Source organism: Streptomyces sp. NBC_01275, assembly GCF_026340655.1.
In the GTDB taxonomy this organism is placed as follows: domain Bacteria; phylum Actinomycetota; class Actinomycetes; order Streptomycetales; family Streptomycetaceae; genus Streptomyces.
The window spans coordinates 8,364,763-8,380,983 of the sequence record NZ_JAPEOZ010000001.1 but is presented as its reverse complement, the minus strand read 5'-3'; the positions used below and the strand labels follow the sequence as shown (position 1 = coordinate 8,380,983).

Here is a 16,221-nt window from a genome sequence, read left to right as displayed (position 1 = left end):
CTGGCTCACCTCCGGGGGAGCAACACGTTGCGGTGCCATTCGAAGAAAGCAGGCAGGACGGAACGAAGGACGCGGAAAGCCGATATTCCACCGCGTACCGTGCCGATCCGGACGAGTTCATGTTCTGGAGCGTCCACGACCACCCGGACGGCCGCAACCGGGCGCATGGACACGCGCACGGCGCTCAGGAGCGTGGCCGCGGACTCCATGTCGACCGCGATCGCGCCGGTCGCGAGCAGGTCGGACCGCTCATGGCCGCGCACGACGTGGTCGGAGCCGGTGAGCGGGCCGGTGTGGACGGTGCGCCCGGGCAGGGTGCGCACGAGTTCCTTGACGAGCAGATCGATGCCGACGCACGGCACCGCGCCGCGCGGGTCGCGGGTCTCCTCGGCGACGACCAGGTCGCCGGGGTGCATGCCGGGGGCGAGCCCGGCGCAGAAGCCCGTGGCCAGCACGGCCGCGTCGGCGAGCACCGGGTCGGCCAGGACCCGGGTGACGGAGCGCTCGGCCGCCTTGGGGCCCATGCCCGTGCGCAGGACGGTGACGGGCCCGCCGGCCCCGCTGCGGTCGCCCATGCGCAGCGCGAGGTGCTCGATGCCGAGCGCGCAGGCGATCAGCAGCGGGGCCGGGGCGGGCTGCGTGCTCATCAGCCCCCCTTGACCTCTGCGGACGCCACCGCGCCGGAAGCCGTCGGGGACTTCTTGCTGAACGGCTCCCCGTGGACGTACCGGCCGAGGGCCGTCAGCGGGAAGACCTGCCGGTAGAGGTGGTAGTTGATCGAGAAGTCCCACGGGAAGCCGGTGCCGGTGAAGTGGGGCTCGTCCCAGGAGCCGTCCTCCCGCTGGGTCGCGGCCAGCCACGCGACCCCCCGCTCGACGGCCTTGGAGTCCTTCTCCCCCGCGGCCAGCAACGCCATCAGCGCCCACGCGGTCTGCGAGGCCGTCGAGGCGCCCCGGCCGCTCCAGCGGGCCGCGTCCTCGTAGGAGCGCAGGTCCTCGCCCCAGCCGCCGTCGTCGTTCTGCACGCGCTCCAGCCAGGCGACCGCCCGTCGGATCGCGGGGTGCTGGGCGGGCAGACCCGCCGCGGCGAGCGCGGGGACCACCGAGCCGGTGCCGTAGACGTAGTTGACGCCCCACCGTCCGAACCACGAGCCCTCCAACTCCTGTTCGGCCAGCAGCCACTCGATGCCGCGCCGGGTGCGCGGGTCGTGGGAGAGTCCCTCCACGGCGAGCATCTCGACCACGTGCGCGGTGACGTCCGCGGACGGCGGGTCGATCACCTCGCCGAAGTCGCAGAACGGCATCCGGTTGGGGAACCGGCTGGTGTTGTCGACGTCGAACGCCCCCCAGCCCCCGTTGCGCGACTGCATCCCGAGGTTCCAGCGCACGCCCCGCGCGACGGCCCTCTCGAGCCGCTCCGGGTCGTGGTGGGCGACCCGGCGCAGCGCCAGGACGACCTCGGCGGTGTCGTCGATGTCCGGGTAGTTGTCGTTGTGGAATTCGAACGCCCAGCCCCCGGGCGGGAGTTGGGGCCTGCGCACCGACCAGTCGCCGGGGCGCACGATCTGTTCGCCGAGCATCCAGTCGGCGGCCTTGACCAGTTGGGGGTGATCGGCGGGCAGCCCCGCGTCGGCGAGCGCGATGGTCGCCAGGCAGGTGTCCCACACCGGCGACTGACAGGCCTCGATCATCCGGGCCCCGTCCTCGCGCCACACGGCGTAACGATCCAGCGACTCAAGACCCGCGCGCATCACGGGGTGTTCGAGGTCGTAGCCGAGCAGGTGCAGGGCGATGACCGAGTACACGGCCGGGGGCTGGATGCCTCCCCAGCAGCCGTCGTTCTCCTGGCGTTGGATGATCCAGAGGGCGGCGGAGTTCAGGGCCGCCTTGCGCAGCCTGCGCACCGCGACCGAGCGGTAGCCGCGCACGACCTTGTCGAGCCGCTGGAAGAGTCCGTCCCAACTGGCGACCGGCGCAAGGGGCTTGCCGGGGTTGGGCCGGGCCGGGTCGGTGTGCAGCTCGTCGAGCGGGAACGGCGCCGGACGCACCGGACGCTTCGCCGACACGACGGTGAGGGGCACGATCGTCTGCCGGGCCCAGCAGCCGAAGTTGTAGATGCTCAGCGGAAACCATTTAGGGAAGTACAAGAGTTCCGGCGGGAGTTCGGGCAGGTCCTCCCACCTCCACCAGCCGAACAGGGCCAGCCAGATCCGGGTGAAGACCCGGGCGGCGGCGATGCCTCCCTGGTCGCGGACCCAGGCGGAGGCCCTCGCCATGTGGGGCGCCTCGGGAGCATCGCCGGCCAGCCGCAGGGCGACGTACGCCTCGATCGTCGCGGAGAGGTCGGACGGGCCGCCGTAGAAGGTCGCCCAGGTGCCGTCGTCGCGCTGTTCGCCGCGGATGAAGAGGGCGGAGGCGTGGGTCGTCGGTTCGTCGCGGATGCCCAGGAACTGACGGAGCAGCAGATCCTCGGCGTCCATCGTGACGTTGGTCTCGAGGTCGCCCTTCCACCAGCCCTCGGCGTCCTGCTGGGCGAGCAGGAGGTCGGTGGCGCGTTGCACCGCGCGTACGGCGGCTTCTTGTACCCCGGCCGCCACGGGGATGGTGATGTCGGTTTCGCTGGCCGCGGCAGCGCGGGGCGGCAGAGCCCCGGTGCTTCCGTCGGTCGTCGCTGTCATGGCTTCCCCTTCGTGCAGTGTGCATGTCGTTGCGTCTGCTGTGGGTCCGCCGTCGGCCGGTGCGCCTCTCGCCTCGCTGCACCGGCCGGCGACTACGCGAGGACTATTCGACCGATAGTGATCATCTCTTTCGTACGACGACGAAGTCCGCGAGCGCCGTGAACCGGGCCCGCACCTGCTCGGGCATGTCGACGGCGTCCAGGGCCTCGATGGCGATGGTGTGCTGACGGCGCGCCTCCTCGGCCGTCCACTCCCGGCCGCCCGCCTCCTCGATGAGGGCGGCGCGGGCCGCGAACTCCTCCTCGGAGAAGGTCGCGAAGTCGCTGCTCTTGGCGTCGGCGGCGAGGATCTCGCCGAGCCGCTCGGAGGCGGGGCCGCCGGCCGCGAGCGCGGCCACGACCGGTAGGGACTTCTTGCGCTGGCGCAGATCGCTCCAGGTCTGCTTGCCGGTGGAGACGGGGTCGCCCCAGATGCCGAGGAGGTCGTCGACGGCCTGGAAGGCGAGGCCGAGGTGGTAGCCGTACTTCTCCAGGGTGTCGGCCGTGCGCTCGTCCGCGCCGCCGAGCACGGCGCCGATGGAGCTGGCGCAGGCCAGCAGGGCGCCGGTCTTGTTGCCCTCCATCTCCAGACACTCCTCGACGCTGACGCGGTCGCGGTGCTCGTAGGAGATGTCCTGGGCCTGGCCGTCGATCAGGGCGCGGCTGGCGGTGGTCAGCCGGCGGGTGGCGCGGCCTGCCTCGACCGTGCCGAGTTCGAGGAGAATCTCGTTGGCGAGGGCGAACAGGGCGTCGCCGACCAGGATGGCCTGGGCGGGCCCGTGCACCTTCCAGACGGTGTCGCGGTGCCGGCGCTGTTCGTCGCCGTCCATCAGGTCGTCGTGCAGGAGCGAGAAGTTGTGGACCAGCTCGACGGCGACCGCGCCGGGCACGCCGGTCTCCGGCGCGGCCCCGGTGACCTCGGCGGAGAGCACCGCCAGGGCGGGGCGTACGGCCTTGCCCCCGTCGCCGTCGGTAGGGTTGCCCTGGGCGTCGATCCAGCCGAAGTGGTACGCGGCGACCGTGTCCATGGGCGGGGCCAGGCGGTCCACGGCCGCCCGCAGCACCGGTGTGGCCAGGGTGCGGCCGCGCTCCAGAAGCGCGGTCACGTCCACCGCGGTCCTCCGAGCGGCCGACGAGGCCGGGGGCACAGTGGGCACAGATTCTCCTCTTGTTGCAGTACCGGAGGGGGTGCGGGGGTGTGCCGAGCCGTGCTGATCGAGCTTCACCGGATCTCACCTCGCGGTGAAACGCCGGTTCCCTCCGGTGTTCGGCCGGGGGTCCGGGGGTTGGCCCCCGGGACGATGCAGTAGGCCGTCTCCTCGAAGGACGCGAGGAGACGGTGGGGTCGGGGTCGGCCGAGGGCGCCGAGGGCGGCGTCGGCCGCGCTCACACCGCTGCGGACCGCACTCTCCATGGTCGCGGGCCACCCTGTGGCGGTCCACGCTCCGGCCAGGTACAGGCCGGGGGCTTGGGTGCGGGCGCCGGGCCGCAGACGGTCGACGCCGGGGTCGGGGGCGAACGTCGCCGTGCGCTCCCGGGTGACGAAGAAGTCCCTCACCTCGGCGCCGCGCGTGCCCGGCAGCAGCCGCTCCAGCTCGGGCAGATAGCGCTCCCGCAGGGCGGCGACGGGCGCGTCGATCTCGTCCTGCGCGGCCGACTGCGACAGCGCCAGGTACTGACCGTCCTTCAGCCCGGAGGCGTCGGTGCGGTCGAAGACCCACTGCACGGGCGAGCCGAGCGCCGCGAGGAAGGGCACGTCGAGGACCTTGCGGTCGTAGACGACGTGCACGTTGAGGATGGGCGCGGTGCCGATCTGCAGCAGCCGCTCGGGCGCGTCGAGCGCCCCGTCGGGCAGCAGGTCGTGGGTCTCGCGCTGCGGTACGGCGAGCACGACGGCGTCCGCGCGCAGCGTCTCGCCGGGAACCTGAACGCTCCAGGTCCCGTTTTCGTCAAGGGAGAGGGAGGTGACGCGTGTACGGACCTCGGTACGCACGCCGGCGGAGTCGAGCGCCTTGCGGGCGAGCCGGTCGTGCAGTTCGCCCAGCGGGACGTGCGCCCAGCCGATGTCGGCCGCGCCGGGGTCGGAGAGCAGACCGGTCTTGAACACCATCGCGGCGAGCGCCAGCGAGCAGTCGCCCGCGACCGCGTTGAGGGTGGCGACGCCGACCAGGTCCCAGAGGGCCTCGACGGCGCGTGCCGACTGCCCGTGGGAGGTCAGCCAGCTGCCGAAGTCCTGCGCGTCCAGGGCCGGATCGGCGAGGTCGAGCCCCTTGAGCGCGAGCGCGGCCCGTCCCACGCGCGCGCGTTCGGCGAGCGAGAGATGCGGGTACGTGGCGAGGCTGCGCCCCAGGTGGAGAGGGACCGGCAGCGCGTCGCGCCGCAGCCTGCCCAGCCGTCGCCCCACGGGCTTGGCGACGTCGACGACGGGCACGTCGAGACGTTCCTGCAAGGGCGCCAGCGCGCTGCCCTCGATGCGGTCGAGGAACCACCGGTAGGCGGTGCAGCAGCGCAGATACACGTGCTGTCCGTTGTCGACGGTCAGTTCGCCGCGCTGGAAGGAGAAGGCCAGGCCGCCGAGCCGGGGCCGGCCTTCGAGCAACGTCACGCGCACGCCCGCGTCGGCGAGCGCGAGCGCGGCGGTGATGCCGGCGAGCCCGCCGCCCACGACGACGGCGGTGCGCCCCGAAGGACCGGCCGCCGGTGAGGCGTCCGCGGCCTGCTCGTCGTTCATCGTGCACCCTCCCCTGCGTACCCGCCGTGCTGCTTGAACTCTGCACGGCGGGCCGTCGCAGTCAGGGACGCCGCGCCGCACCGGAGGGTTGCGTGCCGCTTTTCGTCGGTGGAATCACCTTGGTCCAGTTTGTCGCCCGCGCTGTCCATCAGGGGTGCCTCCTGACGGTCTGCCGCGACACGTGCCGGGCGTCCAGGCCCGACAGTCCGCGCACGGCGACGTACGCCTTCTCCCGTCCGGGCAGGGAGACCCGGCCGCGCAGCACGGCCTCGGGGTCGCGCTCGATGCGGTCGAGGAGGCGCCGGTAGATGCCGGCCATGGCGGCGACACAGGCGCCGCTGCGCCGGTCGAGCATGGGCAGCAGCCGGTAGCCCTCGGCGAACAGGGCGCGGGCCCGGCGCACCTCGAAGTGCACGAGACCCGCGAAGTCGGAGCCCTCCGGCGGCTTCGGCCCGTCGAACCCGGCCGAGCAGCCGAACTTGGCGAGGTCGTCGGCGGGCAGATAGGTACGGCCGCCCGCCGCGTCCTCCCGGACGTCCCGGAGGATGTTCGTGAGCTGGAGCGCGAGCCCGAGCGTGTCGGCGTACTCCGCCGCGCGCTCAGCCCCGCGCGCCCCCGGTTCCGTGCCGAAGACGCCGAGCGAGAGCCGCCCGATGGCGCCCGCCACACAACGGCAGTACGTCTTCAGGTCGTCCCAGGTCTCGTACGTCTCGCCGCGTACGTCCATGAGCACGCCGTCGATCAGCTCGTCCAGGCCGCCCAGCGGGACCGGGAAGGCCCGGGCCGTGTGTGCGAGGGCGACCGCGACGGGGTCGGTGTCGTCCTCCTCGACCTCGCCCGCGCGGACCCGGCCGAGCAGCGCCCGGGTGTCCTCGAGCCGGGCGCTCTTGACGCCGACGTCCAGCTCGCCGTCGCCGATGTCGTCGACGCGGCGCGAGAACGCGTACAGCGCCGACATCGCGCGACGCTTGGCCGCGGGCAACAGCCGGATGCCGTACGCGAAGTTGCGCGCCTGCTGTCCGGTGACGGCCTCGCAGTAGCTGTAGGCGGCGAGTACCGGTGCGGACACGTGCGGTGACGACTCCACGGTCCGGATCACCCCTCTCCTCGCAGGGTCACGCCCACCTCGCGCAGCAAAAGGAGCTTGCCGGGCTTGGGCGGGCCGGGAAGTACGTCGTATTCGGCGGCGGCGATCGCACGGATCGCCGCCCTTCCCCCCGCCACGAACCCTGCGAGCAGCAGCCTCAGCCTGCCGTGGACGCTACCCACCAGGGGGGCTCCTTCATTCAGCAGATCGCGGGCGCGTTGCGCTTCGCATGCGACCAGCGCGCGCACCGATGCGCCGGCGCTGGGCACGGCGAGATCGGATTCCTGCACGTGGAAGCGTTTCATGTCCGCGGCCGGCAGGTAGATGCGGTCGCGGCCGAGGTCCTCGGCCACGTCCTGCAGATGTTCGACGATCTGCAGTGCGGTGCAGATCGCGTCGGAGCGGCGGATCCGCTCGGGGGTCGAGGCGCCGGTGACGGCGAGGACGAGCCGGCCGACGGGGTTGGCCGACAGCTCGCAGTAGGCGAGGAGATCGTCGTAGGTCTCGTAGCGGGTGACGAGCTGGTCCTGGCGGTTGGCGGCGATCAGGCCGAGGAAGGGCTCGGGGGTGAGGGCGCGACGGCGGACCGTGGGCCGCAGGCGGCGCAGCAGGGGGTGGCGCGGCTCGCCGTCGAAGACCCGCCGCAGGTCGGCCTCGAAGGCGTCCAGCAGGACCAGCCGGTCCTCGGCGTCGGTGGCCGACACCCCGAGGAGACGGGCGTCGGCGCCGCCCGGGGCGAGGTCGCCGTCGCCGATGTCGTCGACGAGGCGGGCGAATCCGTACACCGCCATGAGGTCGTCGCGCCAGGCCTTGGGCAGGAAGAACGGCGCCACCGGGAAGTTCTCGTCGGCGGCCTTGTCGAGGGTGCCGCGCTCCGGGTCGCCGGTGCGTGGCGCGGCCGGCGCGCTCACCGTCGACAGTCCTGGGCAGGGACGGCACACGCTCCGTTGAGCTGGGGAGTTTCCGTAGCCATCGCCGTCACATCTCCCGTTCTACACCGCTGACCCAAGACACACTATTTCGGACACGCCGCCCAGCCGCCCGCGCGGCGGCCCGGGCCATGGGTGTCGCGCAATATCGCCCCACTTGACGCGATTCGAGACCCGTACAGCTTACGTTGTACAACGCAGCGAGGTTCGCGGGGGTGTCCTGCACATCACAACAACACACCGATTGGTGTCAAGATTCCTGAACGCGCCCTGAGTTGGCGTTTCCTTTGCAGACGCGGGGCCCCGCCGGTCAGTTCCGGCGGGGCCCCGCGTCCGTCGGACTACTTGCCCGTGAACTTCTCGTACTCCTTGAGGACCTCGTCGGTCGGACCGTCCAGGCGGAGTTCGCCGCGCTCCAGCCAGAGCACCCGGTCGCAGGTGTCGCGGATCGACTTGTTGCTGTGGCTGACCAGGAACACCGTGCCGGCCTGCTTGCGCAACTCCCGGATGCGTTCCTCGGAGCGCTTCTGGAACTTGCGGTCGCCGGTGGCCAGGGCCTCGTCGATCATCAGGACGTCGTGGTCCTTGGCGGCGGCGATGGAGAACCGCAGCCGGGCCTGCATGCCGGAGGAGTAGGTGCGCATCGGCAGGGTGATGAAGTCGCCCTTCTCGTTGATGCCGGAGAACTCGACGATCTCCTGGTAGCGCTCCTTGACCTGCTCGCGGGACATGCCCATGGCGAGTCCGCCGAGGATGACGTTGCGCTCGCCGGTGAGGTCGTTCATCAGGGCCGCGTTGACGCCGAGCAGCGAGGGCTGGCCGTCGGTGTAGACCTTGCCGCTCTCCGGGGGCAGCAGGCCGGCGATGGCCCGCAGCAGGGTGGACTTGCCGGAGCCGTTGGAGCCGATCAGGCCGATGGCCTCGCCCCGGTAGGCGACGAAGGAGACCCCGCGCACCGCGTGCACCTTGCGCACGCCCCGCGCCGAGTCGTCGGAGCCGCGCCTGACGATGCGGCTGAGGGCGGCGGTGGCGCTGCCCTTGCCGGTCTTGGCGCCGTTGACGCGGTAGACGATGTGCACGTCGTCGGCGACGACGGTGGGGACGCGCTGCCCCGGTAGCTGATCAGCCACGGCCGTACCTCTCCTCCGCCTTCCAGAAGTACACGAACCCGCCGACGGCGAAGAGCAGGGCCCAGCCGCCCGCGACCGCCCAGACGTGGTCGGGCAGGTTCTCGGCGCCGTACTCCTCGATGAGCGCGAAGCGCATCAGGTCCATGTAGATGGCGGCCGGGTTCCACTGCAGGACGTTCGCCACCCACTGCGGCTTGTCCGCGAGGAAGACCGGGATGGAGAACATCACGCCGGACGCGTACATCCAGGTCCGCATCACGAACGGCATCAGCTGGGCCAGGTCCGGGGTCTTGGCGCCGGCCCGGGCGAAGATCAGCGCCAGGCCGGTGTTGAAGCAGAACTGCAGGACCAGCACGGGGACGATCAGCGCCCAGGACGCGTCCGGGTAGCTGCCGAAGCCGATCGCCACCACGAACAGCACCAGCATCGAGTACAGCAGCTGCTGGAGCTGCTGCAGGGCGAAGGAGATCGGCAGCGAGGCGCGCGGGAAGTGCAGGGCGCGGACCAGGCCGAGGTTGCCGGAGATCGCGCGGACGCCGCTCATCACCGAGCTCTGCGTGAAGGTGAACACGAAGACGCCCGTGACCAGGAAGGGGATGTACACCTCCTTGGGCATGCCCTTGCTGGCGTTGAGGAGCACGCCGAAGATCATGAAGTACACGGCCGCGTTCAGCAGCGGCGTGGCCACCTGCCACAGCTGGCCGAGTTTGGCCTGGCTGTACTGGGCGGTCAGCTTGGCCCGGGAGAAGGCCATGATGAAGTGCCGACGGCCCCAGAGCTGGCGTACGTACTCCCGCAGCGGGGGCCGTGCGCCGCTCACGGCCAGCCCGTACCGGACGGCCAACTGGGCGGCGCTCAGGCCCTCGTCGGGCGACGGAGGCGCGCTCACCACGACTCCGACGTCATGCGTTGTCTCACTCACAGGTAGGAAACTTTCGTCTTCGGGATGCGCAGCCTGGAGGGGGCTGGCATGAGCCGGGGGGCCCGCGGTAGTGCCCGGGGTGCCCTCAGGGACGAGCTTGTCAGACGACCGGGGGCCGGCCCAGTCTGGTCAGCCGCCACACCGTACGCCACTTCATGGGCCTGCGCGGTCCGCACGGTGTGCTCCAGCCTTCCCGGAATCCGCCCAGCCACGCCTTCAGCGCGGGCCGCGAGGGGCGGCGCGCCAGCGTGAGCAGCAGCCAGACCCCGAGGTAGACCGGGACCAGCGGGGCGGGCAGGTTGCGGCGGGCCAGCCAGACGCGGTTGCGGGCGACCATGCGGTGGTAGACCGCGTGCCGCGAGGGCGCGGTCGTGGGGTGGTACAGCACCATGTCGGACCGGTAGTCGATCATCCAGCCCGCGTCGAGGGCCCGCCAGGCCAGGTCGGTCTCCTCATGGGCGTAGAAGAACGCGTCCGGCAGTCCGCCGACCTCCGCGAACACCTTCGTACGGACGGCGTTGGCGCCGCCGAGGAAGGTGGTGACCCGGGAGGAGCGCATCGGGTCCGCGGCGCGCAGCCGGGGAACGTGGCGGCGCTGGGTGACGCCGGTGTCCGGGTCGGCGATGCGGAAACTGACGATGCCGAGCCTCGGGTCGGCCGTGAAGGCCTGCCGGCACAGCTCGGCGGTGTCGTGGCGGGCGAGCAGTCCGTCGTCGTCGAGGAACATCAACAGGTCGACGTCGCGGCCGCCCGGCCCGAAGGCCTCGATGCCCGTGTTGCGGCCGCCGGGGATGCCGAGGTTCTCGGGCAGCTCGATCGTCCGCACGCCCTCGGGGACGTCCGGGACGGGCGAGCCGTTGCCGACGACGACCACCTCGACCCGGTCGCCGTCCTGCTTGGCGATCGAGTCGATCAGGGCCCGCAGTTCGTCGGGGCGGTTGCCCATGGTGATGACGACCGCGCCGACCTTGGCGGCCGCGCTCACTTCAGCCTGCTGGACGCGAGGATGGACACCAGGTGCAGCAGGGTCTGCAGCAGGGCGATGCCGGCCAGTACCGCGACGCCGAGCCGTGTGTAGAACAGGTCGCCCCGCAGCTGGTCCAGCACGGCCAGGACCAGGATCAGCAGGGACGCCTCGATGCCGAGGACGAGCCGGTGGAACTTCAGCGCGGAGGCCGCCCGGCGGGCCAGCGCCATGCCGGACGAGCGCGGCTCCGAGGCCGACTCCTTGACCGGCGGCAGCCCGCCCTGGTGCCGGGCGACGCCGACCAGGTCGGTCTCGGCCTTGATCAGGATCGCGCCGAGCGCGGCCAGCGTGCCGAGGAACGCCCAGAGCCAGTCGATACGGCCGCTGCCCCACAGGTCGGCGGCGCGCAGACCGAAGCCGACCAGCACGGCCGCGTCGGTCAGATAGGCGCCGACCCGGTCGAGGTAGACCCCGCCGAGCGAGAACTGCTGCTTCCAGCGGGCGACTTCGCCGTCGACGCAGTCCAGCAGCAGATACATCTGGACGCACACCACGCCGAGCACCGCGCCCGCGATCCCCGGCACCAGCAGGGCCGGGGCCGCGAGCACGCCGAAGACGGTCATCAGGTACGTGAGCTGGTTGGGCGTGACCCTGGTGTTCACCAGGTAGCGGTCCACCCGCAGGGACACCTCACGCATGTAGAGGCGTCCCATCCAGTGCTCACCGCTGCGCCGGTCCTTCACCCCCGCGGGATGGACGACCGGTCTGAGTTCAGCTACCGATGGCCTTGACATAGTCGGCGTAGATGTCCTTGATCTGTTCGGTCTTGAGGTCGAGGTGTTCGAGGATCGTGTAGCGGCCGGGCCGGGTCTCGGGGGCGAACTCCACGGCCCGGACGAACTCGTCCACCGTGAAGCCGATCTCCTCCGGCAGGACCGGCAGTCCGTGGCGTCGCAGGACCTGCGCCATGTAGGCCGACTCCTCGTGGGCTCCGCGCAGGTACATCGCGAAGGCCGCGCCCAGGCCGCACTGTTCGCCGTGGGCGGCCGCCCGTTTGGGGAACAGCAGGTCGAAGGCGTGGTTGATCTCGTGGCAGGCGCCGGAGGACGGGCGGGAGTCGCCCGACACCGACATGGCGACGCCGCTGAGCACCAGCGCCTCGGCCAGCACCTGGAGGAAGTCGGTGTCCCCGATGCCGCCGGGGTGGCGCAGCACCGCCTCGCCGGCCTGGCGGGCGATCGCGGCGGCGAGGCCGTCGATCTTCTCGCCCTTGACGCGGTTGGCGAGTTCCCAGTCCGCGATGGCGGAGATGTTGGAGATCGCGTCGCCAATGCCGGCGCGCACGAAGCGGACCGGGGCCTCGCGGATGATGTCGAGGTCGATGACGACCGCGATCGGGTTCGGCACGCCGTAGGAGCCGCGGCCCGCGTCGTTGTCGAGGGTGGCGACCGGCGAGCACAGACCGTCGTGGGCGAGGTTCGTGGGGACGGCGACCAGGGACAGGCCGACGCGTGCCGCGGCGAACTTCGCACAGTCGATGATCTTGCCGCCGCCGAGGCCCACGACCGCGTCGTAGTGGCCGGCCCTTATGTCGCTCGCCAGCCGCACGGCGTCGTCGAGGGTGCCGCCGCCCACCTCGTACCAGGTGGCGCCGGGCAGGGCGGGGGTCAGGCGCTCGCGCAGCCGGGCGCCCGAGCCGCCGCTGACCGCGATCGCGAGCTTGCCGGAGTGCGAGATGCGCTCGTCGGCGAGGACTCCGACCAGGTCGTCGAGGGCGCCCGGGCGGATGTCGACGACGACCGGCGAGGGAATCAGCCGGGTCAGTACTGGCATGCGATCTCCCGTCCACGGGCGAGATCGTCGTGGTTGTCGATCTCGACCCACTTGACGTCGCCGATCGGCGCCACGTCGATGCGGAAGCCGCGGTTCACGAGCTCCTGGTAGCCGTGCTCGTAGAACTGCTGCGGGTCGGTCTCCCACACGGTCTTCAGCGCGTCGGCCAGCTCGGGGGCGGCGTCGCCCTCGATGAGGGTGACGCCGATGTACTCGCCGGTGGCCTCGGCGGGATCCATCAGCTTGGTGATCTTCGTCATGCCCTTCTCGGGGTCGACGACGACCTTCATCTCCTCGTCGGCGAGGGACTTCACCGTGTCGAGGGCCAGGATGATCTTCTTGCCCTCGCCGCGGGCGGCGAGCAGCGTCTTCTCCACGGAGACCGGGTGGACGGTGTCGCCGTTGGCGAGGATCACGCCGTCCTTGAGGGCGTCACGTCCGCACCACAGGGAGTAGGCGTTGTTCCACTCCTCGGCCTTGTCGTTGTCGATGAGGGTGATCTTGAGGCCGTACTTCTGCTCCAGGGCCGCCTTGCGCTCGTAGACGGCCTCCTTGCGGTAGCCGACGATGACCGCGACCTCGGTCAGACCGATCTCGGCGAAGTTGCCGAGCGTCAGGTCCAGGACCGTCGGTTCGCCCTCTATGCCCGCGGGCCCCACCGGCACCAGCGCCTTGGGCAGGCTGTCGGTGTAGGGGCGCAGACGCCGTCCGGCGCCGGCCGCCAGCACGAGGCCGATCATGCGGGTTCTCCTTCATCGTGTACGGCGGGCGCCCCTGCGGACACCCAGAAGCGGATGCTCTCGACGAGCACCAGCAGGGCCACGGCCACGGCGAGGGCCGTGAGCGCGACCGTGAACTGCGAAGCGGTGAGCAGCGCGGCCAGCAGCGTGACGAGCAGCGTCCGCCCTTCCTGCCCCCCGATGGCGCGCACCAGCCAGGCCGGCGGCGCTCCGGCGTTGCCGCGGATGCGGTACACCGTGTCGTAGTGATGGTAGGCGACGGCGGCCACCAGGCCGAAAGCCGCAGGAAGGGCTCCGTTTACCTCCGCTTTAGCGGCGAGGATGAGGACGGTGCAGTATTCGGCCGCCCGGAAGAACGGGGGGATCAGCCAGTCGAGGGCGCCCTTGAGGGGGCGCTCTACGGCTTCGGCCGACAGCCCGACGTAGACGGCGGCCATCAGCACGACCCACCAGCTCGGTCCCCACAGCCAGGCCGCGAGCATCATCAGGAACATCCCGAAGGCCGCGCTGAGAGGGGCCGTCGAACGGGGCGGCCCGGGCAGAACGCGGGCCAGCAGCTCGGCCAGCGGCCCGCTGTCGGTCAGGTCGGCCAGCGCCTGCGCCGCCCGGTCCGTGCGCTCGGCCTTGCGGGTCAGCGAGCGCAGCACCCGGCCCGCCGTCGTGTAGGTCGCCGCGAAGGCACAGCCGACGAGCAGGGCGTAGAAGGTGATGCGGGGGGTGGTCAGGGCCGTCAGGACGGCGATCATCGCCCATCGTTCGCCGATGGGCAGGACTATCATCCGCCGCACCCAGACCGTCCAGCCGACGCTGTCCAGCTTGTCGGAGAGGGCGGCGGTGGGGCTGGTGTTGGCGGTGGCGTCGTGGTTGGCCTCGTTGAAGGAGAAGTCCACGACGTGCCGGCAGGTCTGGAGCACCATCGCGCCGAGCGCCAGCGCCCATACGTCGTCGCCGCCGCGGGCCGCCCCCAGCGCGAGGCCGGCGTAGTAGGCGTACTCCTTGGCCCGGTCGAAGGTGGCGTCGAGCCAGGCGCCGAGCGTGGAGTACTGCAGGGAGTAGCGGGCGAGCTGGCCGTCGGTGCAGTCCAGGACGAAGGACGCGATCAGCAGGACGCCGGCCGCGACGAAGCCCGCGCGGGTGCCGGTGGCCGCGCAGCCGGCCGCGATCAGCGCGGTGAGCAGCGAGGCGGTGGTGACCTGGTTCGGGGTCAGGCCGCGGCGGGCGCACCAGCGGGCGATGTAGCGGGAGTACGGGCTGATGCAGTAGGTGGTGAAGAAGCCGTCGCGGGCCTTCACGGCCGACTTCAGACGTACGGCCTCGTCGTCGACGGCGGCGACGGCCTGCCGTGCCTCGTTGCGGGCCTGCGGGTCGGCGGGGACGACGGCGACCAGGCTGCCGAGCTCGGGGCGGTGCACGTCGGCGTCGTCGGCGTCGAGGGCGGTGACCACGTGGTCGGGAAGGCTGTCGACGTCCCCCACGCTCGACTTCGCTCGAGCGGGGGCGCCCCCATGGGCGGCGCCGCCGCTCCCGGAGGTCTCGCGGGCCAGCGCGCGGGTCAGGGCCTGGCGGCCGCCGGGCTGAGCGGTGAGCGCGCCCGGGATCGCGGCGAGCGGGAAGCGGGGGTCGGTGAGGCCCAGGCGCAGCGCGTGGGGGTGGCCCACGAAGCGGGCGTCGACGACGGCGACGCGCTGGTCGCCCGGTACGGCGGCGAGGAGCGTCTCGGCGTCGGCGGCGTCGGCGGCGGCCCGGACGTCGAAGCCGAGGGACCGCAGGTCGCCCTCGATCGACGAACCGGGGACCGGCGAGCCGGTGAGGATGGCGGTCGGCAAACCGAACTCACTCCCTGGGTACCGACGCGTCCGCGTCGGTCGTGTGCACGATGGGGGCGCCCTTTGGCTGCGCCGGGCGGGGCCGGGCGGGCGGCATGTCGGCAGAGGCTATCGGATGCCGGGAAGGCCGCGTTCACCGGCCGTTCAGCTCCGATCGACAAGGTCGGACGGCTCGGCTCACGCCTCACTCGCACGTCGCTTGCACCGGCGCTTGAACCGGCCTTTGCCGAGATCATCATCGGTGATCGACGGCCCCGCCCACAAACCGCGCCCCCCAGAGGGGACATCCGGGACATTGCACACCGGGCCGGGGTGTCGACATAGGGTGGACGGCCATGACCTGGCTGATCACCGGCGGAGCCGGATACATAGGGGCCCACGTGGCGCGGGCGATGACCGGGGCCGGGGAGCGCGTCGTCGTGCTGGACGACCTCTCGACCGGGGCCGCGGAGCGCCTCCCGGCGGACGTGCCGCTCGTGGCGGGCTCGTCCCTGGACGCGGCGCTGCTCGGGCGCGTCCTCGCCGAGCACGCGGTGACGGGCGTGGTGCACCTGGCCGCCCACAAGCAGGTCGCCCAGTCCGTGGCGCAGCCCACCCGTTACTACCGGGAGAACGTGGGCGGCCTGGCCACGCTCCTGGAGACGGTCGCCGAGGCAGGCGTCCGGCGGTTCCTGTTCTCCTCGTCCGCGGCCGTCTACGGCAACCCGGACGTGGACCTCATCACGGAGGACACCCCGTGCGCCCCGGTGAACCCGTACGGCGAGACCAAGCTGGCCGGAGAGTGGCTGGTGCGGGCGGCGGGACGGGCGCACGGCATCGCGACGACCTGTCTGCGCTACTTCAACGTGGCGGGGGCGGCCGCGCCCGAGCTGGCCGACACCGGCGTCTTCAACATCGTCCCGATGGTCTTCGACCGGCTCACCCGTGACGAGGCCCCGCGGATCTTCGGCGACGACTATCCGACGCCGGACGGCACCTGCGTGCGCGACTACATCCATGTGGCGGACCTGGCCGAGGCGCATCTCGCGGCGGCCCGGCGGCTGGGCGACCAGGACGCCTCGGGCGCCGGCGGCGACCTCACGGTGAACATCGGCCGGGGCGAGGGAGTCTCGGTGCGCGAGCTGGTCACGCTCATCGGCGAGGTCACCGGCGACGCCCGGCCGGCGCTCGTCGAGGGCCGCCGCCCCGGGGACGCCCCGCGCGCGGTGGCCTCGGCCGCGCTGGCCGCCCGGGAGCTGGGGTGGACCGCCCGGCGCGGGACGCGGGAGATGGTCGAGTCGGCGTGGCAGGGCTGGCTGCTCCACCACGGCACGTGACGTCTCGCCAGTGAAGTGAGGGGGC

At 71.9% G+C, this 16,221-nt stretch carries 15 protein-coding genes; 1 reads left to right on the top strand and 14 read right to left on the bottom strand.

Annotated elements, in window-relative coordinates:
- Positions 1–5: 5 nt before the first annotated feature.
- The 14 genes from OG562_RS36745 to OG562_RS36685 all read right to left on the bottom strand — a co-directional run bounded on the left by OG562_RS36745 (position 6) and on the right by OG562_RS36685 (position 14,880).
- Positions 6–647 carry a 1-hydroxy-2-methyl-2-butenyl 4-diphosphate reductase gene (locus tag OG562_RS36745; protein WP_266405790.1) on the bottom strand — a complete coding sequence of 214 codons (642 nt, stop codon included), beginning with the start codon at positions 645–647 and terminating at the stop codon, positions 6–8.
- Positions 647–2,677, bottom strand: a complete 2,031-nt coding sequence (gene shc, locus OG562_RS36740) for a squalene--hopene cyclase (protein WP_266405788.1) — start codon at positions 2,675–2,677, stop codon at positions 647–649. Before shc ends, OG562_RS36745 begins: the two co-directional genes overlap by 1 nt.
- Positions 2,678–2,798: 121 nt before the next feature.
- On the bottom strand, positions 2,799–3,863 hold the full coding sequence (locus OG562_RS36735) for a polyprenyl synthetase family protein (protein WP_266409715.1): 1,065 nt from the start codon (positions 3,861–3,863) through the stop codon (positions 2,799–2,801).
- Between the two features lie 74 nt (positions 3,864–3,937).
- Positions 3,938–5,446 carry a hydroxysqualene dehydroxylase HpnE gene (gene hpnE / locus OG562_RS36730; protein WP_266405786.1) on the bottom strand — a complete coding sequence of 503 codons (1,509 nt, stop codon included), beginning with the start codon at positions 5,444–5,446 and terminating at the stop codon, positions 3,938–3,940.
- On the bottom strand, positions 5,443–5,595 hold the full coding sequence (locus tag OG562_RS46275) for a DUF6380 family protein (protein ID WP_353962840.1): 153 nt from the start codon (positions 5,593–5,595) through the stop codon (positions 5,443–5,445). The genes hpnE and OG562_RS46275 overlap by 4 nt, the downstream gene beginning before the upstream one ends.
- On the bottom strand, positions 5,595–6,545 hold the full coding sequence (hpnD, locus tag OG562_RS36725) for a presqualene diphosphate synthase HpnD (protein ID WP_266405785.1): 951 nt from the start codon (positions 6,543–6,545) through the stop codon (positions 5,595–5,597). The genes OG562_RS46275 and hpnD overlap by 1 nt, the downstream gene beginning before the upstream one ends.
- Positions 6,542–7,444 (bottom strand): squalene synthase HpnC, encoded by a 903-nt coding sequence (gene hpnC / locus OG562_RS36720; RefSeq protein WP_266405783.1) that lies wholly within the window; start codon positions 7,442–7,444, stop codon positions 6,542–6,544. The genes hpnD and hpnC overlap by 4 nt, the downstream gene beginning before the upstream one ends.
- Positions 7,445–7,803: 359 nt before the next feature.
- On the bottom strand, positions 7,804–8,592 hold the full coding sequence (locus OG562_RS36715) for an ABC transporter ATP-binding protein (protein ID WP_266405782.1): 789 nt from the start codon (positions 8,590–8,592) through the stop codon (positions 7,804–7,806).
- Positions 8,585–9,514: an ABC transporter permease gene (locus OG562_RS36710; RefSeq protein WP_266405780.1), complete on the bottom strand. Its 930-nt coding sequence runs from the start codon at positions 9,512–9,514 to the stop codon at positions 8,585–8,587. Before OG562_RS36710 ends, OG562_RS36715 begins: the two co-directional genes overlap by 8 nt.
- 100 nt (positions 9,515–9,614) lie before the next feature.
- Positions 9,615–10,499: a glycosyltransferase family 2 protein gene (locus OG562_RS36705; protein WP_266405778.1), complete on the bottom strand. Its 885-nt coding sequence runs from the start codon at positions 10,497–10,499 to the stop codon at positions 9,615–9,617.
- The gene (locus OG562_RS36700; protein ID WP_266405776.1) at positions 10,496–11,275 is read right to left on the bottom strand and encodes a CDP-alcohol phosphatidyltransferase family protein; all 780 of its coding nucleotides are present in this window, start codon (positions 11,273–11,275) and stop codon (positions 10,496–10,498) included. The genes OG562_RS36705 and OG562_RS36700 overlap by 4 nt, the downstream gene beginning before the upstream one ends.
- Positions 11,253–12,314: an iron-containing alcohol dehydrogenase family protein gene (locus OG562_RS36695; RefSeq protein WP_266405774.1), complete on the bottom strand. Its 1,062-nt coding sequence runs from the start codon at positions 12,312–12,314 to the stop codon at positions 11,253–11,255. The genes OG562_RS36700 and OG562_RS36695 overlap by 23 nt, the downstream gene beginning before the upstream one ends.
- On the bottom strand, positions 12,302–13,054 hold the full coding sequence (locus tag OG562_RS36690) for a phosphocholine cytidylyltransferase family protein (RefSeq protein ID WP_266405772.1): 753 nt from the start codon (positions 13,052–13,054) through the stop codon (positions 12,302–12,304). Before OG562_RS36690 ends, OG562_RS36695 begins: the two co-directional genes overlap by 13 nt.
- Positions 13,051–14,880 carry a DUF5941 domain-containing protein gene (locus tag OG562_RS36685; protein ID WP_266405771.1) on the bottom strand — a complete coding sequence of 610 codons (1,830 nt, stop codon included), beginning with the start codon at positions 14,878–14,880 and terminating at the stop codon, positions 13,051–13,053. The genes OG562_RS36690 and OG562_RS36685 overlap by 4 nt, the downstream gene beginning before the upstream one ends.
- A 335-nt stretch (positions 14,881–15,215) precedes the next feature.
- On the opposite strand from OG562_RS36685, the gene galE reads away from it, so the two are divergent.
- On the top strand, positions 15,216–16,196 hold the full coding sequence (galE, locus tag OG562_RS36680) for a UDP-glucose 4-epimerase GalE (RefSeq protein ID WP_266405769.1): 981 nt from the start codon (positions 15,216–15,218) through the stop codon (positions 16,194–16,196).
- Positions 16,197–16,221 lie beyond the last annotated feature (25 nt).

Excerpts from the sequence above, each read along its gene's own strand:
- hpnE (WP_266405786.1), bottom strand. The coding sequence starts at position 5,446 with ATGAACGACGAGCAGGCCGCGGACGCCTCACCGGCGGCCGGTCCTTCG.
- OG562_RS36700 (WP_266405776.1), bottom strand. The coding sequence starts at position 11,275 with ATGTCAAGGCCATCGGTAGCTGAACTCAGACCGGTCGTCCATCCCGCG.
- galE (WP_266405769.1), top strand. The coding sequence starts at position 15,216 with ATGACCTGGCTGATCACCGGCGGAGCCGGATACATAGGGGCCCACGTG.
- OG562_RS36695 (WP_266405774.1), bottom strand. The coding sequence starts at position 12,314 with ATGCCAGTACTGACCCGGCTGATTCCCTCGCCGGTCGTCGTCGACATC.
- OG562_RS36690 (WP_266405772.1), bottom strand. The coding sequence starts at position 13,054 with ATGATCGGCCTCGTGCTGGCGGCCGGCGCCGGACGGCGTCTGCGCCCC.
- shc (WP_266405788.1), bottom strand. The coding sequence starts at position 2,677 with ATGACAGCGACGACCGACGGAAGCACCGGGGCTCTGCCGCCCCGCGCT.
- OG562_RS46275 (WP_353962840.1), bottom strand. The coding sequence starts at position 5,595 with ATGGACAGCGCGGGCGACAAACTGGACCAAGGTGATTCCACCGACGAA.
- OG562_RS36745 (WP_266405790.1), bottom strand. The coding sequence starts at position 647 with ATGAGCACGCAGCCCGCCCCGGCCCCGCTGCTGATCGCCTGCGCGCTC.